This window comes from Klebsiella sp. 141203 (assembly GCF_032601985.1).
GTDB lineage: Bacteria > Pseudomonadota > Gammaproteobacteria > Enterobacterales > Enterobacteriaceae > Klebsiella > Klebsiella aerogenes.
The window spans coordinates 50144-68691 of record NZ_JAQIRL010000010.1; the positions used below are offsets into that span (position 1 = coordinate 50144).

General features: G+C 56.0%; 17 protein-coding genes. 11 read left to right on the top strand and 6 right to left on the bottom strand.

Annotated features, from left to right (window positions below; all coding sequences use genetic code 11):
* Window positions 1-26: 26 nt before the first annotated feature.
* The 3 genes from uvrD (at window position 27) to corA (ending at window position 3495) form a co-directional block, all read left to right on the top strand.
* A complete protein-coding gene (gene uvrD / locus PGR29_RS24050) occupies window positions 27-2189 on the top strand; it encodes a DNA helicase II (protein ID WP_015368861.1) in 2163 nt (720 codons plus the stop codon).
* Window positions 2190-2337: 148 nt separating this feature from the next.
* Window positions 2338-2394, top strand: coding sequence for a YsgD/CorL family protein (gene ysgD, locus PGR29_RS24965; RefSeq protein WP_349815745.1), 57 nt, complete (start codon window positions 2338-2340; stop codon window positions 2392-2394).
* 150 nt (window positions 2395-2544) lie between these two features.
* Complete coding sequence (gene corA, locus PGR29_RS24055; protein ID WP_002883400.1) at window positions 2545-3495, top strand: magnesium/cobalt transporter CorA; 951 nt, start codon at window positions 2545-2547, stop codon at window positions 3493-3495.
* 88 nt (window positions 3496-3583) lie between these two features.
* Here the strand turns inward: corA and rarD are convergent, their stop codons facing one another.
* Window positions 3584-4477, bottom strand: coding sequence for an EamA family transporter RarD (gene rarD, locus PGR29_RS24060; RefSeq protein ID WP_113374973.1), 894 nt, complete (start codon window positions 4475-4477; stop codon window positions 3584-3586).
* Window positions 4478-4525: 48 nt separating this feature from the next.
* Window positions 4526-4990, bottom strand: a complete 465-nt coding sequence (yigI, locus tag PGR29_RS24065) for an acyl-CoA thioesterase YigI (protein ID WP_004097567.1) — start codon at window positions 4988-4990, stop codon at window positions 4526-4528.
* A 155-nt stretch (window positions 4991-5145) separates the two neighbouring features.
* Here yigI and pldA point away from each other — a divergent pair, with 155 nt between their 5' ends.
* The 3 genes from pldA to rhtC all read left to right on the top strand — a co-directional run bounded on the left by pldA (window position 5146) and on the right by rhtC (window position 8594).
* Complete coding sequence (pldA, locus tag PGR29_RS24070; RefSeq protein WP_113374974.1) at window positions 5146-6018, top strand: phospholipase A; 873 nt, start codon at window positions 5146-5148, stop codon at window positions 6016-6018.
* A gap of 67 nt (window positions 6019-6085) precedes the next feature.
* Window positions 6086-7912, top strand: coding sequence for an ATP-dependent DNA helicase RecQ (recQ, locus tag PGR29_RS24075; protein WP_015368858.1), 1827 nt, complete (start codon window positions 6086-6088; stop codon window positions 7910-7912).
* 61 nt (window positions 7913-7973) lie between these two features.
* The gene (gene rhtC, locus PGR29_RS24080; RefSeq protein ID WP_308958004.1) at window positions 7974-8594 is read left to right on the top strand and encodes a threonine export protein RhtC; all 621 of its coding nucleotides are present in this window, start codon (window positions 7974-7976) and stop codon (window positions 8592-8594) included.
* A gap of 47 nt (window positions 8595-8641) precedes the next feature.
* Here rhtC and PGR29_RS24085 read toward each other — a convergent pair whose 3' ends face one another.
* Together PGR29_RS24085 and rhtB are read right to left on the bottom strand one after the other, a co-directional pair.
* Complete coding sequence (locus tag PGR29_RS24085; RefSeq protein ID WP_113374976.1) at window positions 8642-9574, bottom strand: Rpn family recombination-promoting nuclease/putative transposase; 933 nt, start codon at window positions 9572-9574, stop codon at window positions 8642-8644.
* A 162-nt stretch (window positions 9575-9736) separates the two neighbouring features.
* Window positions 9737-10357, bottom strand: coding sequence for a homoserine/homoserine lactone efflux protein (gene rhtB / locus PGR29_RS24090; protein WP_015368855.1), 621 nt, complete (start codon window positions 10355-10357; stop codon window positions 9737-9739).
* Between the two features lie 109 nt (window positions 10358-10466).
* Between rhtB and pldB the strand changes: the two genes are divergently transcribed.
* From pldB to PGR29_RS24105, 3 genes are all read left to right on the top strand, one after another.
* Complete coding sequence (pldB, locus tag PGR29_RS24095) at window positions 10467-11459, top strand: lysophospholipase L2 (protein ID WP_045378727.1); 993 nt, start codon at window positions 10467-10469, stop codon at window positions 11457-11459.
* A gap of 44 nt (window positions 11460-11503) precedes the next feature.
* Complete coding sequence (gene yigL, locus PGR29_RS24100) at window positions 11504-12304, top strand: sugar/pyridoxal phosphate phosphatase YigL (RefSeq protein ID WP_015368853.1); 801 nt, start codon at window positions 11504-11506, stop codon at window positions 12302-12304.
* A gap of 88 nt (window positions 12305-12392) precedes the next feature.
* Window positions 12393-13292 carry a carboxylate/amino acid/amine transporter gene (locus PGR29_RS24105; protein WP_015368852.1) on the top strand — a complete coding sequence of 300 codons (900 nt, stop codon included), beginning with the start codon at window positions 12393-12395 and terminating at the stop codon, window positions 13290-13292.
* Here PGR29_RS24105 and metR read toward each other — a convergent pair.
* Window positions 13180-14133: an HTH-type transcriptional regulator MetR gene (metR, locus tag PGR29_RS24110; RefSeq protein WP_015703991.1), complete on the bottom strand. Its 954-nt coding sequence runs from the start codon at window positions 14131-14133 to the stop codon at window positions 13180-13182. The genes PGR29_RS24105 and metR overlap by 113 nt on opposite strands.
* A gap of 117 nt (window positions 14134-14250) precedes the next feature.
* Here metR and metE point away from each other — a divergent pair, with 117 nt between their 5' ends.
* Window positions 14251-16515 (top strand): 5-methyltetrahydropteroyltriglutamate--homocysteine S-methyltransferase, encoded by a 2265-nt coding sequence (gene metE, locus PGR29_RS24115; protein WP_316425502.1) that lies wholly within the window; start codon window positions 14251-14253, stop codon window positions 16513-16515.
* Window positions 16516-16574: 59 nt separating this feature from the next.
* Here metE and PGR29_RS24120 read toward each other — a convergent pair whose 3' ends face one another.
* Window positions 16575-17387, bottom strand: coding sequence for a dienelactone hydrolase family protein (locus tag PGR29_RS24120; protein WP_063414943.1), 813 nt, complete (start codon window positions 17385-17387; stop codon window positions 16575-16577).
* A gap of 265 nt (window positions 17388-17652) precedes the next feature.
* Between PGR29_RS24120 and udp the strand changes: the two genes are divergently transcribed.
* Window positions 17653-18414, top strand: coding sequence for a uridine phosphorylase (gene udp / locus PGR29_RS24125; protein ID WP_004181652.1), 762 nt, complete (start codon window positions 17653-17655; stop codon window positions 18412-18414).
* The last annotated feature ends 134 nt before the right edge of the window (window positions 18415-18548 follow it).

Genomic DNA, 18548 nt, shown 5'->3' on the forward strand with positions numbered 1-18548 from the left:
GAACCCCTTCTCTTCCGGCGGTGCCAATGGACGTTTCTTACCTGCTCGACAGCCTTAATGACAAACAGCGTGAAGCCGTAGCGGCCTCGCGCACCAATATGCTGGTTCTGGCAGGGGCGGGCAGTGGTAAGACGCGCGTACTGGTGCACCGTATCGCCTGGCTGCTGAGCGTAGAGAACTGCTCGCCATATTCCATTATGGCGGTGACCTTTACCAACAAAGCGGCGGCGGAAATGCGCCACCGTATCGGCCAACTGATGGGCACCACCCAGGGCGGTATGTGGGTCGGCACCTTCCACGGCCTGGCCCATCGCCTGCTACGCGCCCATCATCTGGATGCCAACCTGCCGCAGGATTTCCAAATCCTCGATAGCGAAGACCAGCTACGCCTGCTGAAGCGCCTGATTAAGGCGATGAACCTGGATGAGAAGCAATGGCCGCCGCGTCAGGCGATGTGGTACATCAACAGCCAAAAAGATGAAGGGCTGCGCCCGCACCATATTCAGAGCTACGGCAACCCGGTCGAACAGACCTGGCAGAAGGTGTATCAGGCCTATCAGGAAGCCTGCGATCGCGCCGGGCTGGTGGACTTTGCCGAGCTGCTGCTGCGCGCGCACGAACTGTGGCTGAACAAACCGCATATCCTGCAGCACTACCGCGAGCGCTTCACCAATATTCTCGTCGACGAATTCCAGGATACCAACAACATTCAATATGCCTGGATCCGCCTGCTGGCGGGCGATACCGGCAAAGTGATGATTGTCGGCGATGATGATCAGTCGATTTACGGCTGGCGCGGCGCGCAGGTTGAAAACATTCAGCGCTTCCTGAATGACTTCCCCGGCGCGGAAACCATCCGCCTGGAGCAAAACTACCGTTCGACCAGCAATATTCTCAGCGCGGCTAACGCCCTGATTGAAAACAACAACGGGCGATTGGGCAAAAAACTGTGGACCGACGGCGCCGACGGCGAACCCATTTCGCTTTACTGCGCCTTCAACGATCTCGATGAAGCGCGTTTCGTCGTTAACCGAATTAAAACCTGGCAGGAGAACGGCGGAGCGCTGGAGCAGTGCGCCATTCTCTATCGTAGCAACGCCCAGTCGCGCGTGCTGGAAGAGGCGCTGCTACAGGCCAGCATGCCTTACCGTATCTACGGCGGCATGCGCTTCTTCGAACGTCAGGAAATCAAAGATGCGCTCTCTTATCTGCGCCTGATTGCCAACCGCAACGATGACGCGGCGTTTGAGCGCGTGGTCAATACGCCTACCCGCGGCATCGGCGATCGTACCCTGGATGTGGTGCGCCAGACCTCGCGCGATCGTCAGCTGACGCTGTGGCAGGCCTGCCGCGAGCTGCTGAAAGAGAAAGCGCTGGCTGGCCGCGCTGCCAGCGCGCTGCAGCGTTTTATGGAGCTTATCGACGCGCTGGCGCAGGAAACCGCCGATATGCCATTGCATGTCCAGACTGACCGGGTCATTAAAGATTCCGGCCTGCGTATGATGTACGAGCAGGAGAAAGGCGAGAAGGGCCAGACCCGTATCGAAAACCTGGAAGAACTGGTGACGGCGACGCGCCAGTTCAGCTACAACGAAGAAGATGAAGATCTGATGCCGCTGCAGGCGTTCCTCTCCCACGCCGCGCTGGAAGCCGGCGAAGGGCAGGCGGATACCTGGCAGGATGCGGTACAGCTGATGACTCTGCACTCGGCGAAAGGGCTGGAGTTCCCGCAGGTGTTTATCGTCGGCGTTGAAGAGGGGATGTTCCCGAGCCAGATGGCGCTTGATGAGGGCGGTCGTCTGGAGGAAGAGCGTCGTCTGGCCTACGTCGGCGTGACGCGCGCGATGCAGAAACTGACGCTGACCTACGCCGAAACCCGTCGTTTGTACGGCAAAGAGGTTTACCATCGCCCATCGCGCTTTATCGGCGAGCTGCCGGAAGAGTGCGTGGAAGAGGTACGGCTGCGGGCGACGGTGAGCCGCCCGGTTAACCATCAGCGCCTCGGTACACCGGTGGCGGAGAACGATACCGGCTATAAGCTGGGCCAGCGGGTTCGGCATCCGAAGTTCGGCGAAGGCACCATCGTAAACCTTGAGGGCAGCGGTGAACATAGCCGGCTGCAGGTGGCATTCCAGGGGCAGGGAATTAAATGGCTGGTTGCCGCCTATGCCCGGCTGGAAACGGTGTAACTTTAAGAAAAATATAATTTTTTTGTAATAATCTGCTAGCCTTATATGCTAAAGGGCAGGATTTGCTCTTTAGCGTTCCCTTGCGTGTTGACGCCGTTTTGGCGCTGGCGTAACATGCGCGCACGATTACGCTAAGAGGACATTCGCCTTGGACACACCCAGTAGATGCTGGCTCAACTTCCTGTCATTCAGGAACAACTCCTAAGGCTATCCCCTTATGCCGATAGCCTTAGCGGTTGTCGGCGACTCGTCCTATCCCCGTCGCTCTGAGTCAGGCTTAATGGTCTGAAACCCAAATAGTTTCTGTGTGCCCATCGAACTGTCCGATAAATTTTTTGTATTGGGAGTCCCGGTCATGCTGAGCGCATTTCAACTGGAAAATAATCGTTTAACGCGCCTTGAGGCCGATGAGATCAAGCATCTTGCCAGCTCGGTGTGGGTCGATCTGGTCGAGCCAGACGATGACGAACGTAGCCGTGTGCAAACGGAGCTAGGGCAGAACCTGGCGACGCGCCCGGAACTGGAAGACATCGAAGCGTCAGCGCGTTTCTTTGAAGACGAAGATGGTTTACACATCCACTCCTTTTTCTTTTTCGAAGATGCTGACGATCACGCCGGCAACTCAACCGTGGCGTTTACTATCCGCGAAGGCCGCCTGTTTACCCTGCGCGAGCGTGAACTGCCCGCTTTTCGCCTGTACCGCATGCGCGTGCGTAACCAGACGCTGGTCGACGGCAACGCCTATGAGCTGCTGTTAGACCTGTTCGAGACCAAAATCGAACAGCTGGCGGATGAAATAGAAAACATCTACAGCGACCTGGAAAAGCTGAGCCGCGTGATTATGGAAGGCCATCAGGGCGACGAGTATGACGAAGCGCTGTCGACGCTGGCGGAACTGGAAGATATCGGCTGGAAGGTTCGCCTCTGTCTGATGGATACCCAGCGCGCGCTCAACTTCCTCGTGCGCAAGGCGCGTCTGCCGGCAGGCCAACTGGAACAGGCGCGAGAGATCCTGCGAGATATCGAATCCCTGCTGCCGCACAACGAATCGCTGTTCCAGAAGGTGAACTTCCTGATGCAGGCGGCAATGGGCTTTATCAATATCGAGCAGAACCGCATTATCAAGATCTTCTCGGTGGTCTCAGTGGTGTTCCTGCCGCCGACGCTGGTGGCGTCCAGCTACGGGATGAACTTTGAGTTTATGCCGGAACTCCACTGGAGCTTTGGTTATCCGGGAGCCATCGTGTTTATGATGTTGGCCGGCCTGGCGCCGTATCTCTACTTCAAGCGTAAAAACTGGCTGTAGTTGTTGTGCCGGATGCGCTTCGCTTATCCGGGCCTACGTGTTGTGCTTTTGTAGGCCGGATAAGGCGTAGCCGACATCGGGTAATATCCTATCCCCGACGCCCCCGTCTTTGCGTATATACCGCATCCATCACGAATATCGCCAGCGCCACCCAGATAAAGGCGAAGGTTACCATTTTATCCGTGCCCGGCACTTCACCGTAGAACGTTACCGCCAGCAGGAACATCAGCGTCGGGCCGATGTACTGGAAAAAGCCCAACGTCGACAAGCGCAGGCGGGTCGCCGCGCCGGTGAAGCACAGCAGGGGGATGGTGGTTACCACGCCCGCGGCCATTAGCAGCAAATTGAGCGACCAGGGGTTGTCTCCCATATGGCTGGTTGGGCTATCGGTGATGCCGAAAAGCCAGATCGCCGCCACTGGCAGCAGCCATAGCGTTTCCACCAACATGCCGGTCTGCGCATCGACGGCGATTTTCTTACGTACCAGTCCGTAGAAGGCAAAGCTGAAGGCTAGCCCAAGGCCGATTACCGGCAGTGAGCCAAAGGTCCACAACTGCACCAGCACGCCGCAGAAGGCGAGGATCACCGCCAACCACTGCAGCCGACGAAAGCGTTCGCCGAGGAAAACCATCCCGAGCACGATATTAACCAGCGGGTTAATAAAGTAGCCGAGGCTGGCTTCCAGCATATGGTGGTTATTGACCGCCCAGATAAAGAGCAGCCAGTTGCCGCCGACCAGCACTGCAGAGAGCGCGAGCAGGAAGATCTTGCGCGGGGTTTTTAGCAGTTTTTTTACCTGCGGCCACTGGCGGCTGACGCTGATGAGCGCCACCATGAAAAAGAAAGACCAGATCACGCGATGCGTGAGGATTTCATCGGCGGGAACGTAGTAAATAAGTTTGAAGTACGCCGGTGCGATACCCCAGATAAAATAGGCGGCCAGCGCCAGCATAACGCCCAGCCGCGTTTGTTTTGCGTCCATTGGTAGAATCCATTGCCAAAGAGAGTGATGTTACTCGATCTGCGGCAATCAACCCACCATATAGGTGGCCGTGGCGCTGGCGATATAAACCTGCTCTTCGTTATGCAGCTCGACGCGGGCCACCGCGACTTTGTTTCCAGCGCGCAGCAGGCTGCTGGTGGCGGTAAAGCGCTCGCCGCGGCCAGGGCGTAAGTAATCGACGCGCAAATCGATAGTTCCCATCCGCGAGAGGCGCTGGCGCAGCTCTTCTTCATTGATAGTGTCATGGCGAGTCAGGGTGCTGCCGACGCAGACCAGCCCAGCGGCGACATCCAGCGCAGAGGCGATAACGCCGCCGTGCAGGATACTCTGTGCCCAGTTGCCAACCATCATCGGCTGATTATTAAAGCTGAGCTGGGCAAATTCCTTTTCATAACGCTCCAGCTCAAGCCCCAGCGCGCGGTTAAAAGGCATGTGATAAACAAAAATCTCTCCCACCAGCTTTAGCGCGGCGGCGGCGGTCAGTTCAGACATAGCAGAGGTCCATTTCGTTAATGAAATGTTGATTTTATGCTTCAAAAATATTGATTTCCACTTTCGGAGGCGATAACGCAGCGGGAGGTGGATAAATAGGTAGAATGGCAGCAGGACAAAACATTAAATAAGAACCCTTCTTCAGGAGAACAGTAATGCGTATCTCTTTAGCCTGGCTGCTGGCGCTTAGCGCGCTGCCGGTGGGCGTTCTGGCGCAGGACGCGCCGATTGAACAATCCGTTCATGACAAACCCGCGGTACGGGGCAGTATTATCGCCAACCTGCTGCAGGACCATGATAATCCGTTCCTGCTTTATCCTTATGAGAGCAACTATCTGCTCTATACGTGGACCAGCGATCTCAATAAAGAGGCTATTCGTAGTTACGACTGGGCAGATGACGCGCGTAAGGATGAGGTGAAGTTCCAGCTCAGCCTGGCATTCCCGTTATGGCGCGGCATTCTCGGCGATAATTCGCTGCTTGGCGCTTCCTATACGCAAAAATCCTGGTGGCAGCTCTCTAACAGTAAAGGCTCGGCGCCGTTTCGCGAAACTAACTACGAGCCTCAGCTCTTCCTTGGCTTCGCGACGGATTATGAGTTTGCCGGCTGGACCTTGCGCGATATCGAAGTCGGCTATAACCACGACTCTAACGGCCGTTCCGATCCAACGTCACGTAGCTGGAACCGCCTGTATACTCGCCTGATGGCGCAAAACGGTAACTGGCTGGTTGAAGTGAAGCCGTGGTATGTGGTCGGTAGCACCGATGATAACCCGGATATTACGAAATACATGGGGTACTACCGCCTGAAGATTGGCTACCAGCTGGGGGAAGCTATTTTTAGCGCTCAGGGGCAATATAACTGGAATACGGGCTACGGCGGCGCGGAAATCGGGGTCAGTTACCCTATTACCAAACACGTGCGCGCCTATACTCAGGTGTACAGCGGTTATGGCGAGTCGCTCATCGACTATAACTTCAATCAGACGCGGGTCGGCGTCGGCGTGATGCTCAACGATCTGTTTTAATCGTTGCACTCTGGCTCTCAGGCGCTGAAAATAGCGCCTGTTTTCTTTTCAGGCGGATGGGGTCAACGTGGCACAGGCGGAAGTATTAAATCAGGAATCGCTGGCTAAGCAGGTTTTACAAGAGACCTTCGGCTACCAGCAGTTCCGCCCGGGCCAGGAATCGATCATCGCCACGGCGCTGGAAGGCCGCGATTGCCTGGTGGTGATGCCGACCGGCGGCGGTAAGTCGCTGTGCTATCAGGTGCCTGCATTGGTGCTAGGCGGCCTGACGGTTGTCGTGTCGCCGCTGATTTCGCTGATGAAAGACCAGGTCGATCAGCTGCTGGCTAACGGCGTCGCCGCGGCTTGTCTTAACTCGACTCAGAGCCGCGAGCAGCAGCAAGAGGTGATGGCGGGGTGCCGCAGCGGGCAGATTCGTCTGCTGTATATCGCGCCGGAACGCCTGATGCTGGACAACTTCCTGGAGCATCTGAGCCACTGGAACTTAGCGATGCTGGCGGTGGATGAGGCGCACTGTATCTCGCAGTGGGGCCATGATTTCCGCCCGGAATATGCCGCGTTGGGCCAGCTGCGTCAGCGGATGCCGCATATTCCGTTTATGGCGCTCACCGCCACCGCGGATGACACCACCCGCCGCGATATTGTTCGCCTGCTGGGGCTTAACGATCCGCTGATTCAGGTTAGTAGCTTCGATCGCCCCAATATCCGCTATATGCTGATGGAGAAATTTAAGCCGCTCGATCAGTTGATGCGATACGTCCAGGATCAGCGCGGTAAATCAGGGATTATCTACTGCAACAGCCGTTCTAAAGTTGAAGACACCGCAGCCAGGCTGCAAAGCCGCGGCATCAGCGCGGCGGCCTATCATGCTGGCCTGGAAAATGATATTCGTGCCGACGTGCAGGAGAAATTCCAGCGTGACGATCTGCAGATCGTGGTGGCGACGGTGGCCTTCGGTATGGGCATTAACAAGCCGAACGTCCGCTTTGTGGTGCACTTTGATATCCCGCGCAATATTGAATCCTATTATCAGGAAACCGGCCGCGCCGGGCGTGACGGCCTGCCGGCGGAAGCGATGCTGTTTTACGATCCGGCGGATATGGCGTGGCTGCGCCGCTGCCTGGAGGAGAAGCCCGCCGGGCCGCTGCAGGATATTGAACGTCATAAGCTGAATGCGATGGGCGCCTTCGCCGAAGCGCAGACCTGTCGCCGTTTGGTGCTGCTGAACTATTTTGGCGAAGGGCGCCAGGAGCCGTGCGGCAACTGTGATATCTGCCTTGACCCGCCAAAGCAGTACGATGGCTTAATGGACGCGCGCAAGGCGCTTTCAACTATTTACCGGGTGAATCAACGCTTCGGGATGGGCTACGTGGTTGAAGTACTCCGCGGCGCCAACAATCAGCGTATCCGCGACCTGAACCACGATAAACTGCCGGTTTACGGTATTGGTCGCGAGCAGAGCCACGAGCACTGGGTGAGCGTGATTCGCCAGTTAATCCACCTCGGACTGGTGACGCAAAATATTGCCCAGCACTCCGCGCTGCAGCTCACCGAGGCCGCGCGTCCGGTACTGCGCGGTGAAGTCCCGCTGCAGCTCGCCGTGCCGCGTATCGTGGCGCTAAAACCGAAAGCGATGCAGAAATCCTTCGGCGGCAATTACGACCGCAAGCTGTTCGCCAAGCTGCGTAAATTACGTAAAGCGATTGCCGACGAGGAGAACATCCCGCCATACGTCGTCTTTAACGACGCGACGCTTATTGAGATGGCCGAACAGTCGCCGCTTACCGCCGGGGAGATGCTTAGCGTCAACGGCGTGGGGACTCGCAAGCTTGAGCGCTTCGGTAAAGAATTCATGGCGCTGATACGTGCTCATGTCGATGGCGATGATGAGTAGTCAGCCGCGGGAAAAGGTGCCAGAATAGTTTCCTTCTTCACTATTTCCCTGCGAGTTAAACATGTTGATGCTTTTTCTCACCGTGGCGCTGGTGCACATCATTGCGCTAATGAGTCCAGGGCCGGATTTTTTCTTCGTTTCGCAAACCGCGGTGAGCCGCTCGCGCAAAGAGGCGATGATGGGCGTGCTGGGGATCACCGGCGGCGTGATGGTCTGGGCGGGCGTCGCGCTGCTCGGCTTGCATCTGATTATCGAGAAAATGGCCTGGCTGCATACGTTGATTATGGTCGGCGGTGGGCTGTATCTGTGCTGGATGGGCTATCAAATGCTGCGCGGCGCGCTGAAGAAAAACGACATTGTTGCGGCGGAACCGCAGGTTGAGCTGGCGCGTAGCGGGCGCAGTTTCCTGAAGGGCCTGCTGACTAACCTCGCCAACCCGAAAGCGATTATCTACTTCGGATCGGTCTTCTCGCTGTTCGTTGGCGATAACATCGGCGCCGGGGCGCGTTGGGGAATTTTCCTGCTGATCGTCCTTGAAACGCTGGCGTGGTTCACCATCGTAGCCAGCCTCTTCGCACTGCCGAAAATGCGCCGCGGCTATCAGCGGATGGCAAAGTGGATAGACGGCATCGCAGGAACCCTGTTTGCCGGTTTCGGCATTCATCTGATTATTTCGCGCTAACTCGTAATGCGATTATCCACCCGATTGGTTGCCGGGTGGGGCAGACATTAGTGACGAAGGCGCTGTAGTTCATCCCTGGTCAAACCGGTCATTTCCAGGATGGCATCGTCATCCATGCCGCGATTGAGCATCGCTGCGGCGACCTGTAAAAGGGCCTGTAGTTTTCCTTCTTTGATGCCTTCTTTGATGCCTTCTTTAATACCTTCTTTAATACCTTTCTCTCTGCCTTCTGCGAGCCACGTTTCTGCCAGAGTCATTAGCATTCCTCCATGCTGCGGCACACGCTGTGCCAGCCCATACAATAGCGCCCGAATATCCTGAGCTTCTCCCGCCTGAGCCATATATTTTATCAGCACGGCGATTTGTTGTCCGCTCATCTGCTCCAACATTAAGAGGTGGGTCAACTTGTCCAGCAGTTGTGCCATATCGCGCTGGCGAATATGTTTTTGTACCAGCGTAAGCGCCGCCATACTGCGGTGGCGCATAATTTCGTCATCAGGGATCACTGTAATATCGACAAGCGGAAATGCACCTGAATAGAGCTGATGGGCAAGCATCGAGTCGTCAAAATTATCCAGCCAGTTCAGCGACCAAGGATAGGGGCTGCGGCGTCCTTGATAAAAGAGAATGGGAATTACCAGCGGTAACGTTTTATGACCATTCTCCAGATGCCTCTGCATGGCGGCGATGGCGTAGCGCATCAGGCGGAATGCCATCAGTTTATCGGGTGAACTCTGGTGTTCTATCAGGACATGGATATACCCCGGGCCGCGGTTTGTCTCCAGCGAATAAAGAATATCGCTGTAGTAGGGCCGCAGGTCATCTTCCAGAAAACTCCCGGATTCCAGGCGAAGTGTATCCAGTTTGCAAACCTGAATTAACGCCGGCGGAAGGTGGATCTCAATAAAATCGCGCGCCGTTTCTACCCGCGACAGAAAGGTCTTAAAGACTGCATCATGAGGGGTTGCCGTTTCCGCCATTTTCGTTCATCCGTGAATAAACCCAATGGCGGCATTCTGGCACTGAAAAGGCGGGGCCGACAGCGCGTGGATAAAGTCTCTCTCATGTTTGCGCGCCAGCACGCGTGATAATACGACTAAGGCCGCAAATGGCGCAGCGCTGTGCGAGCAAGATTCCAGTATTCAGGCGTGACGGGCGGAAGCGAGCAGCGCACCCACCAGCATAAACAGCGAACCAAACACTTTATTCAGCGCCTTCATCTGCTTCGGACCTTTAATCCAGGCCGCAATGCGCTGCGCCAGCGTCGCGTAACCGATCATCACAATGATATCGACTACGATAGTGGTGACGCCGAGTACCAGGTACTGCATCACCTGCGGCTGATGCGGTACGATGAACTGGGGAAATAGTGCGGCGAGGAAGACGATACTTTTTGGGTTGGTCAGATTGACGAACACCGCGCGTTTATAGAGCTTACCGCGGCTTTGAGTTCGCGCCAGCGTATTCAGGTCGATTGAACCCGCCGCCCGCCATTGCTGAATCCCCAGCCAGATAAGATAGGCCGCGCCCGCCCATTTCAACACTTCAAATGCCAGTACCGAGCGTGAGAAGAGCGTACCCAAACCGACGCCGACCAGCACGATATGAATGGCCAACCCGGTTTGCAGGCCGGCAATAGAGGCCGCCGCGCCGCGATAGCCGTGGTTGATGGATGTGGTCATGGTATTGATCGCGCCGGAACCCGGCGACAGGCTGAGAATGATTGATGTCAGCAGATAAGCGAACCACCACTCGAAGGTCATGAGAATCTCCCTGATTGTCTATTTTTATGCCACAATACGCTATTGCATCAGCATTGTGTGATGTGCGACAAAAAAACGATTTTCAGCGGTTAACAGGGGTGTAAACCCGATGTTTGGGCAGCAAAAGGACTGGGACACACGAGAAAACGCGTTTGCGGCCTTTACCATGGGGCCGCTGACGGATTTTTGGCATCAGCGGGAAGAAGCTGAATTTACGGGCGTCGATAAGGTTCCGGTACGCTTTGTGCGCTTTTGTGCCGCAAATAACGACCGGCTGGTGGTCATTTGCCCCGGCCGCATCGAAAGCTATGTGAAGTACGCCGAACTAGCCTACGATCTCTTCCACAGCGGCTTTGACGTGATGATTATCGATCACCGCGGTCAGGGTCGCTCCGGTAGGTTGCTGTCTGATACCCACCGCGGTCATGTTGTGCGCTTTAGCGATTATGTTGACGATCTGGCTGCGCTCTGGCAGCAGGAAGTGGTTCCCGGCCACTGGCGTAAACGTTTTATTCTCGCCCACTCGATGGGCGGCGCCATTGCCACGCTGTTCTTGCAGCGTCACCGGCAGCATTGTGACGCCATTGCCTTGTGCGCGCCAATGTTTGGCATCATCATGCGCCTGCCTGACTGGATGGTGCGCCATATTCTCGACTGGGCTGAGGGCCATCAGCGTATTCGCGAAGAGTATGCCATCGGTACGGGCCGCTGGCGGGCGCTGCCGTTTTCGCTCAATGTATTGACTCATAGCCGCCAGCGCTATCGTCGCAACCTGCGTTTTTATGCCGACGATCCGCGGTTGCGCGTCGGCGGGCCGACCTATCACTGGGTGCGCGAAGGTATTCTGGCCGGTGAAGAGATATTGTCCGGCGTCGAGAAAGACACGACTCCGACGTTATTGATTCAGGCTGAGGATGAAAGGGTGGTCGATAATCTGATGCACGACCGCTATTGTGAACTCCGTTCCGCTGCCGGGCACCCTTGTGAAGGCGATAAGCCGCTCGTTATTGAAGGGGCATATCACGAGATCCTTTTTGAAAAGGACGCTATGCGCTCAGTCGCGCTAAATGCCATCGTCGATTTTTTCAATCGACATACTTAATCCGACGATAGATCTCGTCGCCCTGCTTAGAGGTTAAATTTTTTATGTACCAGGTTGTTGCGTCTGATTTAGATGGCACGCTGCTTTCCCCCGACCATTTCCTCACCCCTTATGCCAAAGAGACGCTGAAGCTACTCACCGCGCGCGGGATAAATTTCGTCTTCGCCACTGGCCGCCACTACATCGATGTGGGGCAGATCCGCGATAATCTCGGCATTAAGTCGTACATGATCACCTCTAACGGCGCGCGGGTACATGATAGTGAAGGAAAACAAATCTTCGCCCATAACCTCGACCGCGATATCGCCAGCGATCTGTTTGAGATGGTGCGTAACGATGTGAAGATTGTGACCAACGTCTATCGTGAAGATGAATGGTTTATGAATCGACATCGCCCGGAAGAAATGCGCTTCTTCAAAGAGGCGGTATTCAACTACAAGCTTTATGAACCGGGCGAGCTGGATGCGGATGGCATCAGCAAAGTTTTCTTCACCTGTGAAGATCATGAACATTTGCTGCCGCTTGAGCAGGCTATCAACGCGCGCTGGGGCGACCGCGTCAATGTGAGTTTCTCCACGCTAACTTGTCTTGAAGTAATGGCCGGCGGTGTTTCGAAGGGACATGCGCTGGAGGCCGTCGCGAAAATGCTCGGCTACAGCCTCAAGGAGTGTATCGCCTTTGGCGACGGCATGAACGACGCCGAGATGCTGTCGATGGCCGGTAAAGGCTGCATTATGGCAAACGCCCATCAGCGGTTGAAGGATTTGCATCCGGAGCTGGAAGTGATCGGCAGCAACGCCGACGATGCCGTACCGCATTACCTGCGCAAGTTGTATCTCGATTGATAAACATTGACGACTGATTGATAAGTGGTCAGTCGTCAACCCTTCTCTCCGCTACAATGCCTGTTCTTTATTCAATGAGACGACCGTTGTGGCGCTTTTAATTATCACCACTATCCTGTGGGCCTTTTCGTTTAGTCTGATTGGCGAATACCTTGCCGGTAGCGTCGATAGCTATTTTTCCGTGCTGATGCGCGTGGGCCTGGCAGCGCTGGTGTTCCTGCCTTTCTTGCGTACGCGCGGCCAGTCTCCGCGTACCATCGTGCTCTATATGCTAGTGGGGGCAATGCAGCTTGGCATTATGTATTTGCTGGCTTTCCGCGCCTATCTCTATCTGACGGTGTCGGAATTTCTGTTGTTTACGGTCTTTACCCCGCTGTATATCACCCTGATTTACGATCTGCTCAGCGGTCGTAAACTGCGCTGGGGCTATCTGCTTAGCGCGGCGTTGGCGGTGTTAGGGGCGGCGATCATCCGCTATGACAAAGTCAGCGATCATTTCTGGACCGGGCTATTGCTGGTGCAGTTGTCGAATATCTGCTTCGCCATCGGCATGGTGGGCTACAAGCGTTTGATGGAAGTCCGCCCGATGCCGCAACACAATGCTTTTGCCTGGTTCTATGCCGGCGCCTTTATTGTGGCGGTAGCGGCGTGGTTTATGCTGGGCAATCCGCAGAGGCTACCGACTACCGGCCTGCAGTGGGGAATCCTGGTCTGGCTTGGCGTGGTTGCTTCCGGATTGGGGTACTTCATGTGGAATTACGGCGCGACGCAGGTGGATGCCGGTACGTTGGGGATCATGAATAACGTTCACGTCCCCGCCGGGCTGCTGGTTAACCTTGCTATCTGGCAGGAGCAGCCTCACTGGCCGAGCTTTATCATTGGCGCGCTGGTAATCCTGGCTTCGCTATGGGTCCATCGCCGCTGGGTCGCTCCGCACTCCGTACAAACGGCAGATGATCGCAAGCGTGGTTCCGCGCTGAGCGAATAAACGCTTCTGTTACCGGCTGGCGTTGCTCGCCATCGCGCACCGCAGCGTACAGCCGGCTCCACAGTCCTTCTCCCAGGGTTTTGGTGACAATCAAACCCTGGCGTTCAAAACTTTCCACCACCCAGTGCGGCAGGGCGGCGATACCCATTCGCGCGGCAACCATCTGAATTAGCAGCAGCGTGTTATCGACGCTTTTCAACTGCGGGCTGATCCCCGCCGGTTGTAGGAAGTGGCGCCAGATGTCCAGTCGCCCGCGCTGTACCGGATAAATCAGTAACGTTTCCGCAGCCAGATCTTCCGGCGAGATGCGCGTTTTCGCCGCCAGCGGATGTTCCGGAGCTAACACCAGACGAACTTCATAATCAAACATCGGTGAATAGTGCAGACCGCTACGCGGCAAAATATCTGAGGTCATCACCAGATCGAGTTCACCCTGCTGCAGGGCTGGCTGCGGGTCAAAGGTGACGCCGGACTGAAAATCAACTTCCACCAGCGGCCAGCGGGCGCGGAAGCTTTCCAGCGCCGGGGTGAGCCATTGAATACAGCTATGGCACTCAATCGCCAGCCGCAGACGGGTTTGCTGTGGTTCGTTGCAATCCTGTAGCGCGCGAGCGATCTGCGGCAGCACCTGATTGGCCAACTGCAGCAGAATTTCTCCTTGCGGCGTGAAGCGTAGCGGCTGGCTTTTACGCACAAACAAACGGAAGCCAAGGCGCTGTTCCAGATCGCTAAACTGGTGGGACAGGGCCGACTGGGTTTGGTGCAGGGCCGCCGCCGCGCCCGCCAGCGAGCCGCTGTTCCGCAACGCCTGTAGCGTTTTCAGGTGTTTAATCTCGATCATGAATGTCCTTCACTTCGGCATGAATAATTTGCGCTTGAGGAATATACAGTACCTTTACATTATGGATGTGTAAACATCTGGATGGCTAAATGCAAAAAATTCCATAAGGGGCATAACATGACAATCCTCAATCACACCCTCGGTTTTCCTCGCGTTGGCCTTCGCCGCGAGCTGAAAAAAGCGCAAGAGAGCTACTGGGCGGGCAACGCCACGCGTGAAGAGCTGTTGGCGGTAGGTCGCGAACTTCGCGCTCGTCACTGGGAGCAGCAGAAACAGGCTGGCATTGATCTGCTGCCGGTGGGCGATTTTGCCTGGTACGACCATGTTCTGACCACCAGCCTGCTGCTGGGCAACGTGCCGGCTCGTCATCAGAACAAAGACGGCACCGTCGATATCGATACTCTGTTCCGCATTGGTCGCGGTCGCGCGCCGACCGGCGAACCCGCTGCCGCCGCGGAAATGACCAAGTGGTTCAATACCAACTATCACTACATGGTGCCGGAATTTGTCCAGGGCCAGCAGTTCAAGCTGAGCTGGACCCAACTGCTGGATGAAGTGGACGAAGCGCTGGCGCTGGGCCACAAGATTAAGCCTGTACTGCTGGGGCCGGTAACCTATCTGTGGCTGGGCAAAGTAAAAGGCGAACAGTTTGACCGTTTAAGCCTGCTGAACGATATCCTTCCGGTTTACCAGCAGGTACTGGGCGAGCTGGCGAAACGCGGCATTGAGTGGGTGCAGATTGATGAACCGGCGCTGGTGCTGGAGCTGCCGCAAGCATGGCTGGATGCCTTTAAACCGGCTTATGAGGCCCTGCAGGGGCAGGTAAAACTACTGCTGACCACCTATTTTGAAGGGATCGCCGACAACCTTGATGTTATCACCGCGCTGCCGGTACAGGGGCTTCACGTCGATCTGGTGCATGGCAAAGATGATGTTGCTGAACTACATAAACGCCTGCCGGCCGACTGGCTGTTATCCGCCGGGCTGATCAACGGTCGTAACGTCTGGCGCGCCGATCTCGCGGAAAAATATGCGCAAATTAAGGCGATTGTCGGTCAACGTGCGCTGTGGATCGCTTCATCCTGCTCGCTGTTGCATAGCCCGATCGATCTGAGCGTAGAGACCCGTCTTGATGCCGAAGTAAAAAGTTGGTTTGCTTTCGCCCTGCAGAAGTGCGGCGAACTGGCGCTGCTGCGCGATGCGCTGAACAGCGGTAATACGACGGCGATCGAGGCGTGGAGCGCGCCAATCCAGGCTCGTCGCCATTCGACTCGCGTACACAACGCGGCAGTGGAAAAACGGTTGGCGGCAATCACTGCTCAGGACAGCCAGCGCGCCAGCCCTTATGCCGAGCGCGCACAGGCGCAGCGCAGGCGCTTTAACCTGCCAGCATGGCCGACGACGACGATCGGTTCATTCCCGCAGACAACCGAAATTCGTACCCTGCGGCTGGATTTCAAAAAAGGTAACCTCGACGCCAGCCATTATCGGACGGGTATTGCCGAACATATTAAGCAGGCGATCGTCGAACAAGAACGTCTGGGTTTAGACGTGCTGGTGCATGGAGAAGCCGAGCGTAACGACATGGTGGAGTATTTCGGTGAGCATCTGGACGGTTTCATCTTCACGCAAAACGGTTGGGTGCAAAGCTATGGCTCTCGCTGCGTGAAACCGCCGGTGGTTATCGGCGACGTCAGCCGTCCGCAGGCGATCACCGTCGAATGGGCGAAGTACGCGCAGTCTCTTACCGACAAGCCGGTCAAAGGCATGTTGACCGGTCCGGTGACCATTCTGTGCTGGTCCTTCCCGCGCGAAGATGTCAGCCGTGAAACTATCGCGAAACAGATTGCGCTGGCGCTGCGCGATGAAGTGGCGGATCTGGAGGCGGCCGGTATCGGTATTATCCAGATTGATGAACCGGCGCTACGCGAAGGTCTGCCGCTGAAGCGCAGCGACTGGGATGCTTATCTACAGTGGGGTGTAGAAGCTTTTCGCATCAACGCCGCGGTTGCTAAGGATGACACCCAGATTCATACCCACATGTGTTATTGCGAGTTCAATGACATCATGGATTCTATCGCCGCGCTGGATGCCGACGTCATCACCATTGAAACCTCGCGTTCTGACATGGAACTGCTGGAGTCGTTTGAAGAGTTCGAATATCCAAACGAAATCGGCCCGGGCGTTTATGATATTCACTCGCCAAACGTACCGAGCGTGGAGTGGATTGAAGGGTTGCTGGAGAAGGCCGCGCAACGTATCCCGTCGGAGCGCTTGTGGGTTAACCCGGACTGCGGCCTGAAAACTCGCGGCTGGCCGGAAACCCGCGCCGCGCTGGCGAACATGGTGCAAGCGGCGCAGAATCTGCGCGAATCAGCCTGATAGATAGGCGGAAAACAACAGAGGAGGCCACGGCCTCCTCTTTTCATGTATCAGGCGAGTTACCCTTTTTTACCGCCATATTGAGCAAACCAGGCCAGCATTCGCTGCCAGCCGTCTTTGGCTGACTCTTCGTGATAGCTGGCGCGATAGTCGGCGTTAAAAGCGTGATCGGCCTCGGGATAGACCACGATCTCGGCGTTCGCATTCGCCGCCCGCAGCGCCTGGCGCATGGTCTCGACGGTATCCTGCGGAATGCTGGCGTCTTTAGCGCCGTACAGGCCAAGTACCGGCGCGTTGAGGTCGACGGCGATATCCACCGGGTGTTTTGGCGAATTCAGCGATTTTTCTCCCACCAGTTTGCCATACCAGGCGACGCCTGCCTTCAACTGCGGGTTATGCGCGGCATACAGCCAGGTGATGCGACCGCCCCAGCAGAAACCGGTGATCAGCAGACGATGGGCATCGCCGCCGTGGCGTGCCGCCCAACTGGCGACGTGGTCGAGATCCGCCAGCACCTGCGCGTCAGGCACCTTAGTGACCAGTTCTTTGAACAGGGTAGGGATATCGTTGTACTCATTCGGATCGCCCTGGCGGAAGTAAAGTTCTGGCGCAATCGCCAAATAGCCTTCCTGCGCCAGGCGGCGGCACAGATCGCGAATATGCTCATGTACGCCGAAAATTTCCTGCACCACGATAACGATCGGCAGCGGGCCGTCGGCGTTTTTTGGGCGGGCGTGATAGGCCGGCATATTCTCGCCCTGCGATGGGATCGAGGTTTCTCCGGCGACAATATGCTCATCCGACGTATGGACGGCGGTAGAGGCGTGCGGCGAGGCTGCAGGTGCGAATCCGGGTTGCTTGGTTGTGGTCATGGTATTCTCCGTACCCTTATTTATTAGCGCATCGATAAATATAGACTCTTAGACTGAACGTTAATAAAGCACAGTGCCTGAAAGCGGCTATCTTTTGTTCTGTGACCGCGAATATAACTTGTTAATGTGATGTGAATCACTATTCGTTGAAAAACAAATGCAATCATTGTTATGCATGGTGACCATCATCACAAAAATAAGCGAGTGGCTTCTGTAAAGTACCCTTTTGCTTCTGCTGATACTTCGACCCACAGAGGAGTTTTTTATGTCCAAGTCTGATGTTTTTCATCTCGGCCTCACTAAGAACGATTTACAAGGGGCTACGCTGGCTATCGTCCCTGGCGATCCGGAGCGTGTGGAAAAGATCGCCGCGCTGATGGATAAGCCGGTTAAGCTGGCATCACATCGTGAATTTACCTCCTGGCGCGCTGAGCTGGACGGCAAACCGGTGATTGTTTGCTCCACCGGTATCGGCGGCCCGTCGACCTCTATCGCCGTGGAAGAGCTGGCGCAGCTGGGAGTTCGTACCTTCCTGCGTATCGGCACCACCGGCGCGATTCAGCCGCATATCAATGTTGGCGATGTACTGGTGACGACCGGTTCTGTCCGTCTGGACGGCGCCAGCCTGCACTTTGCGCCGATGGAGTTCCCGGCCGTTGCTGACTTCGCCTGTACCACCGCGCTGGTGGAAGCGGCGAAATCAATCGGCGCGACTACGCATATCGGCGTGACTGCTTCCTCTGATACCTTCTATCCAGGCCAGGAGCGTTACGACACCTTCTCCGGCCGCGTCGTGAGCCGTTTCAAAGGCTCGATGGAAGAGTGGCAGGCAATGGGCGTCATGAACTATGAAATGGAATCCGCTACGCTGCTGACCATGTGCGCCAGCCAGGGCCTGCGCGCAGGGATGGTGGCAGGGGTTATCGTCAACCGTACCCAGCAAGAGATCCCTAACGCCGAAACCATGAAGCAAACCGAAAGCCACGCGGTAAAAATCGTTGTGGAAGCGGCGCGCCGTCTGCTGTAGTTCTTCTCTCTTTCTAACAGGGCCGGATCTTCCGGCCCTTCTTTTTTGCGTAGCGCCTCGCAGGAAAATCCTTTTCAACTGGACGTTTGTACAGCACAATTCTATTTTTGTGTCGTAAGTGGTTGCCGGGGAGG

Excerpts from the sequence above, each read along its gene's own strand:
- uvrD (WP_015368861.1), top strand. The coding sequence starts at position 27 with ATGGACGTTTCTTACCTGCTCGACAGCCTTAATGACAAACAGCGTGAA.
- corA (WP_002883400.1), top strand. The coding sequence starts at position 2,545 with ATGCTGAGCGCATTTCAACTGGAAAATAATCGTTTAACGCGCCTTGAG.
- rarD (WP_113374973.1), bottom strand. The coding sequence starts at position 4,477 with ATGGACGCAAAACAAACGCGGCTGGGCGTTATGCTGGCGCTGGCCGCC.
- yigI (WP_004097567.1), bottom strand. The coding sequence starts at position 4,990 with ATGTCTGAACTGACCGCCGCCGCCGCGCTAAAGCTGGTGGGAGAGATT.
- pldA (WP_113374974.1), top strand. The coding sequence starts at position 5,146 with ATGCGTATCTCTTTAGCCTGGCTGCTGGCGCTTAGCGCGCTGCCGGTG.
- rhtC (WP_308958004.1), top strand. The coding sequence starts at position 7,974 with ATGTTGATGCTTTTTCTCACCGTGGCGCTGGTGCACATCATTGCGCTA.
- PGR29_RS24085 (WP_113374976.1), bottom strand. The coding sequence starts at position 9,574 with ATGGCGGAAACGGCAACCCCTCATGATGCAGTCTTTAAGACCTTTCTG.
- rhtB (WP_015368855.1), bottom strand. The coding sequence starts at position 10,357 with ATGACCTTCGAGTGGTGGTTCGCTTATCTGCTGACATCAATCATTCTC.
- pldB (WP_045378727.1), top strand. The coding sequence starts at position 10,467 with ATGTTTGGGCAGCAAAAGGACTGGGACACACGAGAAAACGCGTTTGCG.
- yigL (WP_015368853.1), top strand. The coding sequence starts at position 11,504 with ATGTACCAGGTTGTTGCGTCTGATTTAGATGGCACGCTGCTTTCCCCC.
- metR (WP_015703991.1), bottom strand. The coding sequence starts at position 14,133 with ATGATCGAGATTAAACACCTGAAAACGCTACAGGCGTTGCGGAACAGC.
- metE (WP_316425502.1), top strand. The coding sequence starts at position 14,251 with ATGACAATCCTCAATCACACCCTCGGTTTTCCTCGCGTTGGCCTTCGC.
- PGR29_RS24120 (WP_063414943.1), bottom strand. The coding sequence starts at position 17,387 with ATGACCACAACCAAGCAACCCGGATTCGCACCTGCAGCCTCGCCGCAC.
- udp (WP_004181652.1), top strand. The coding sequence starts at position 17,653 with ATGTCCAAGTCTGATGTTTTTCATCTCGGCCTCACTAAGAACGATTTA.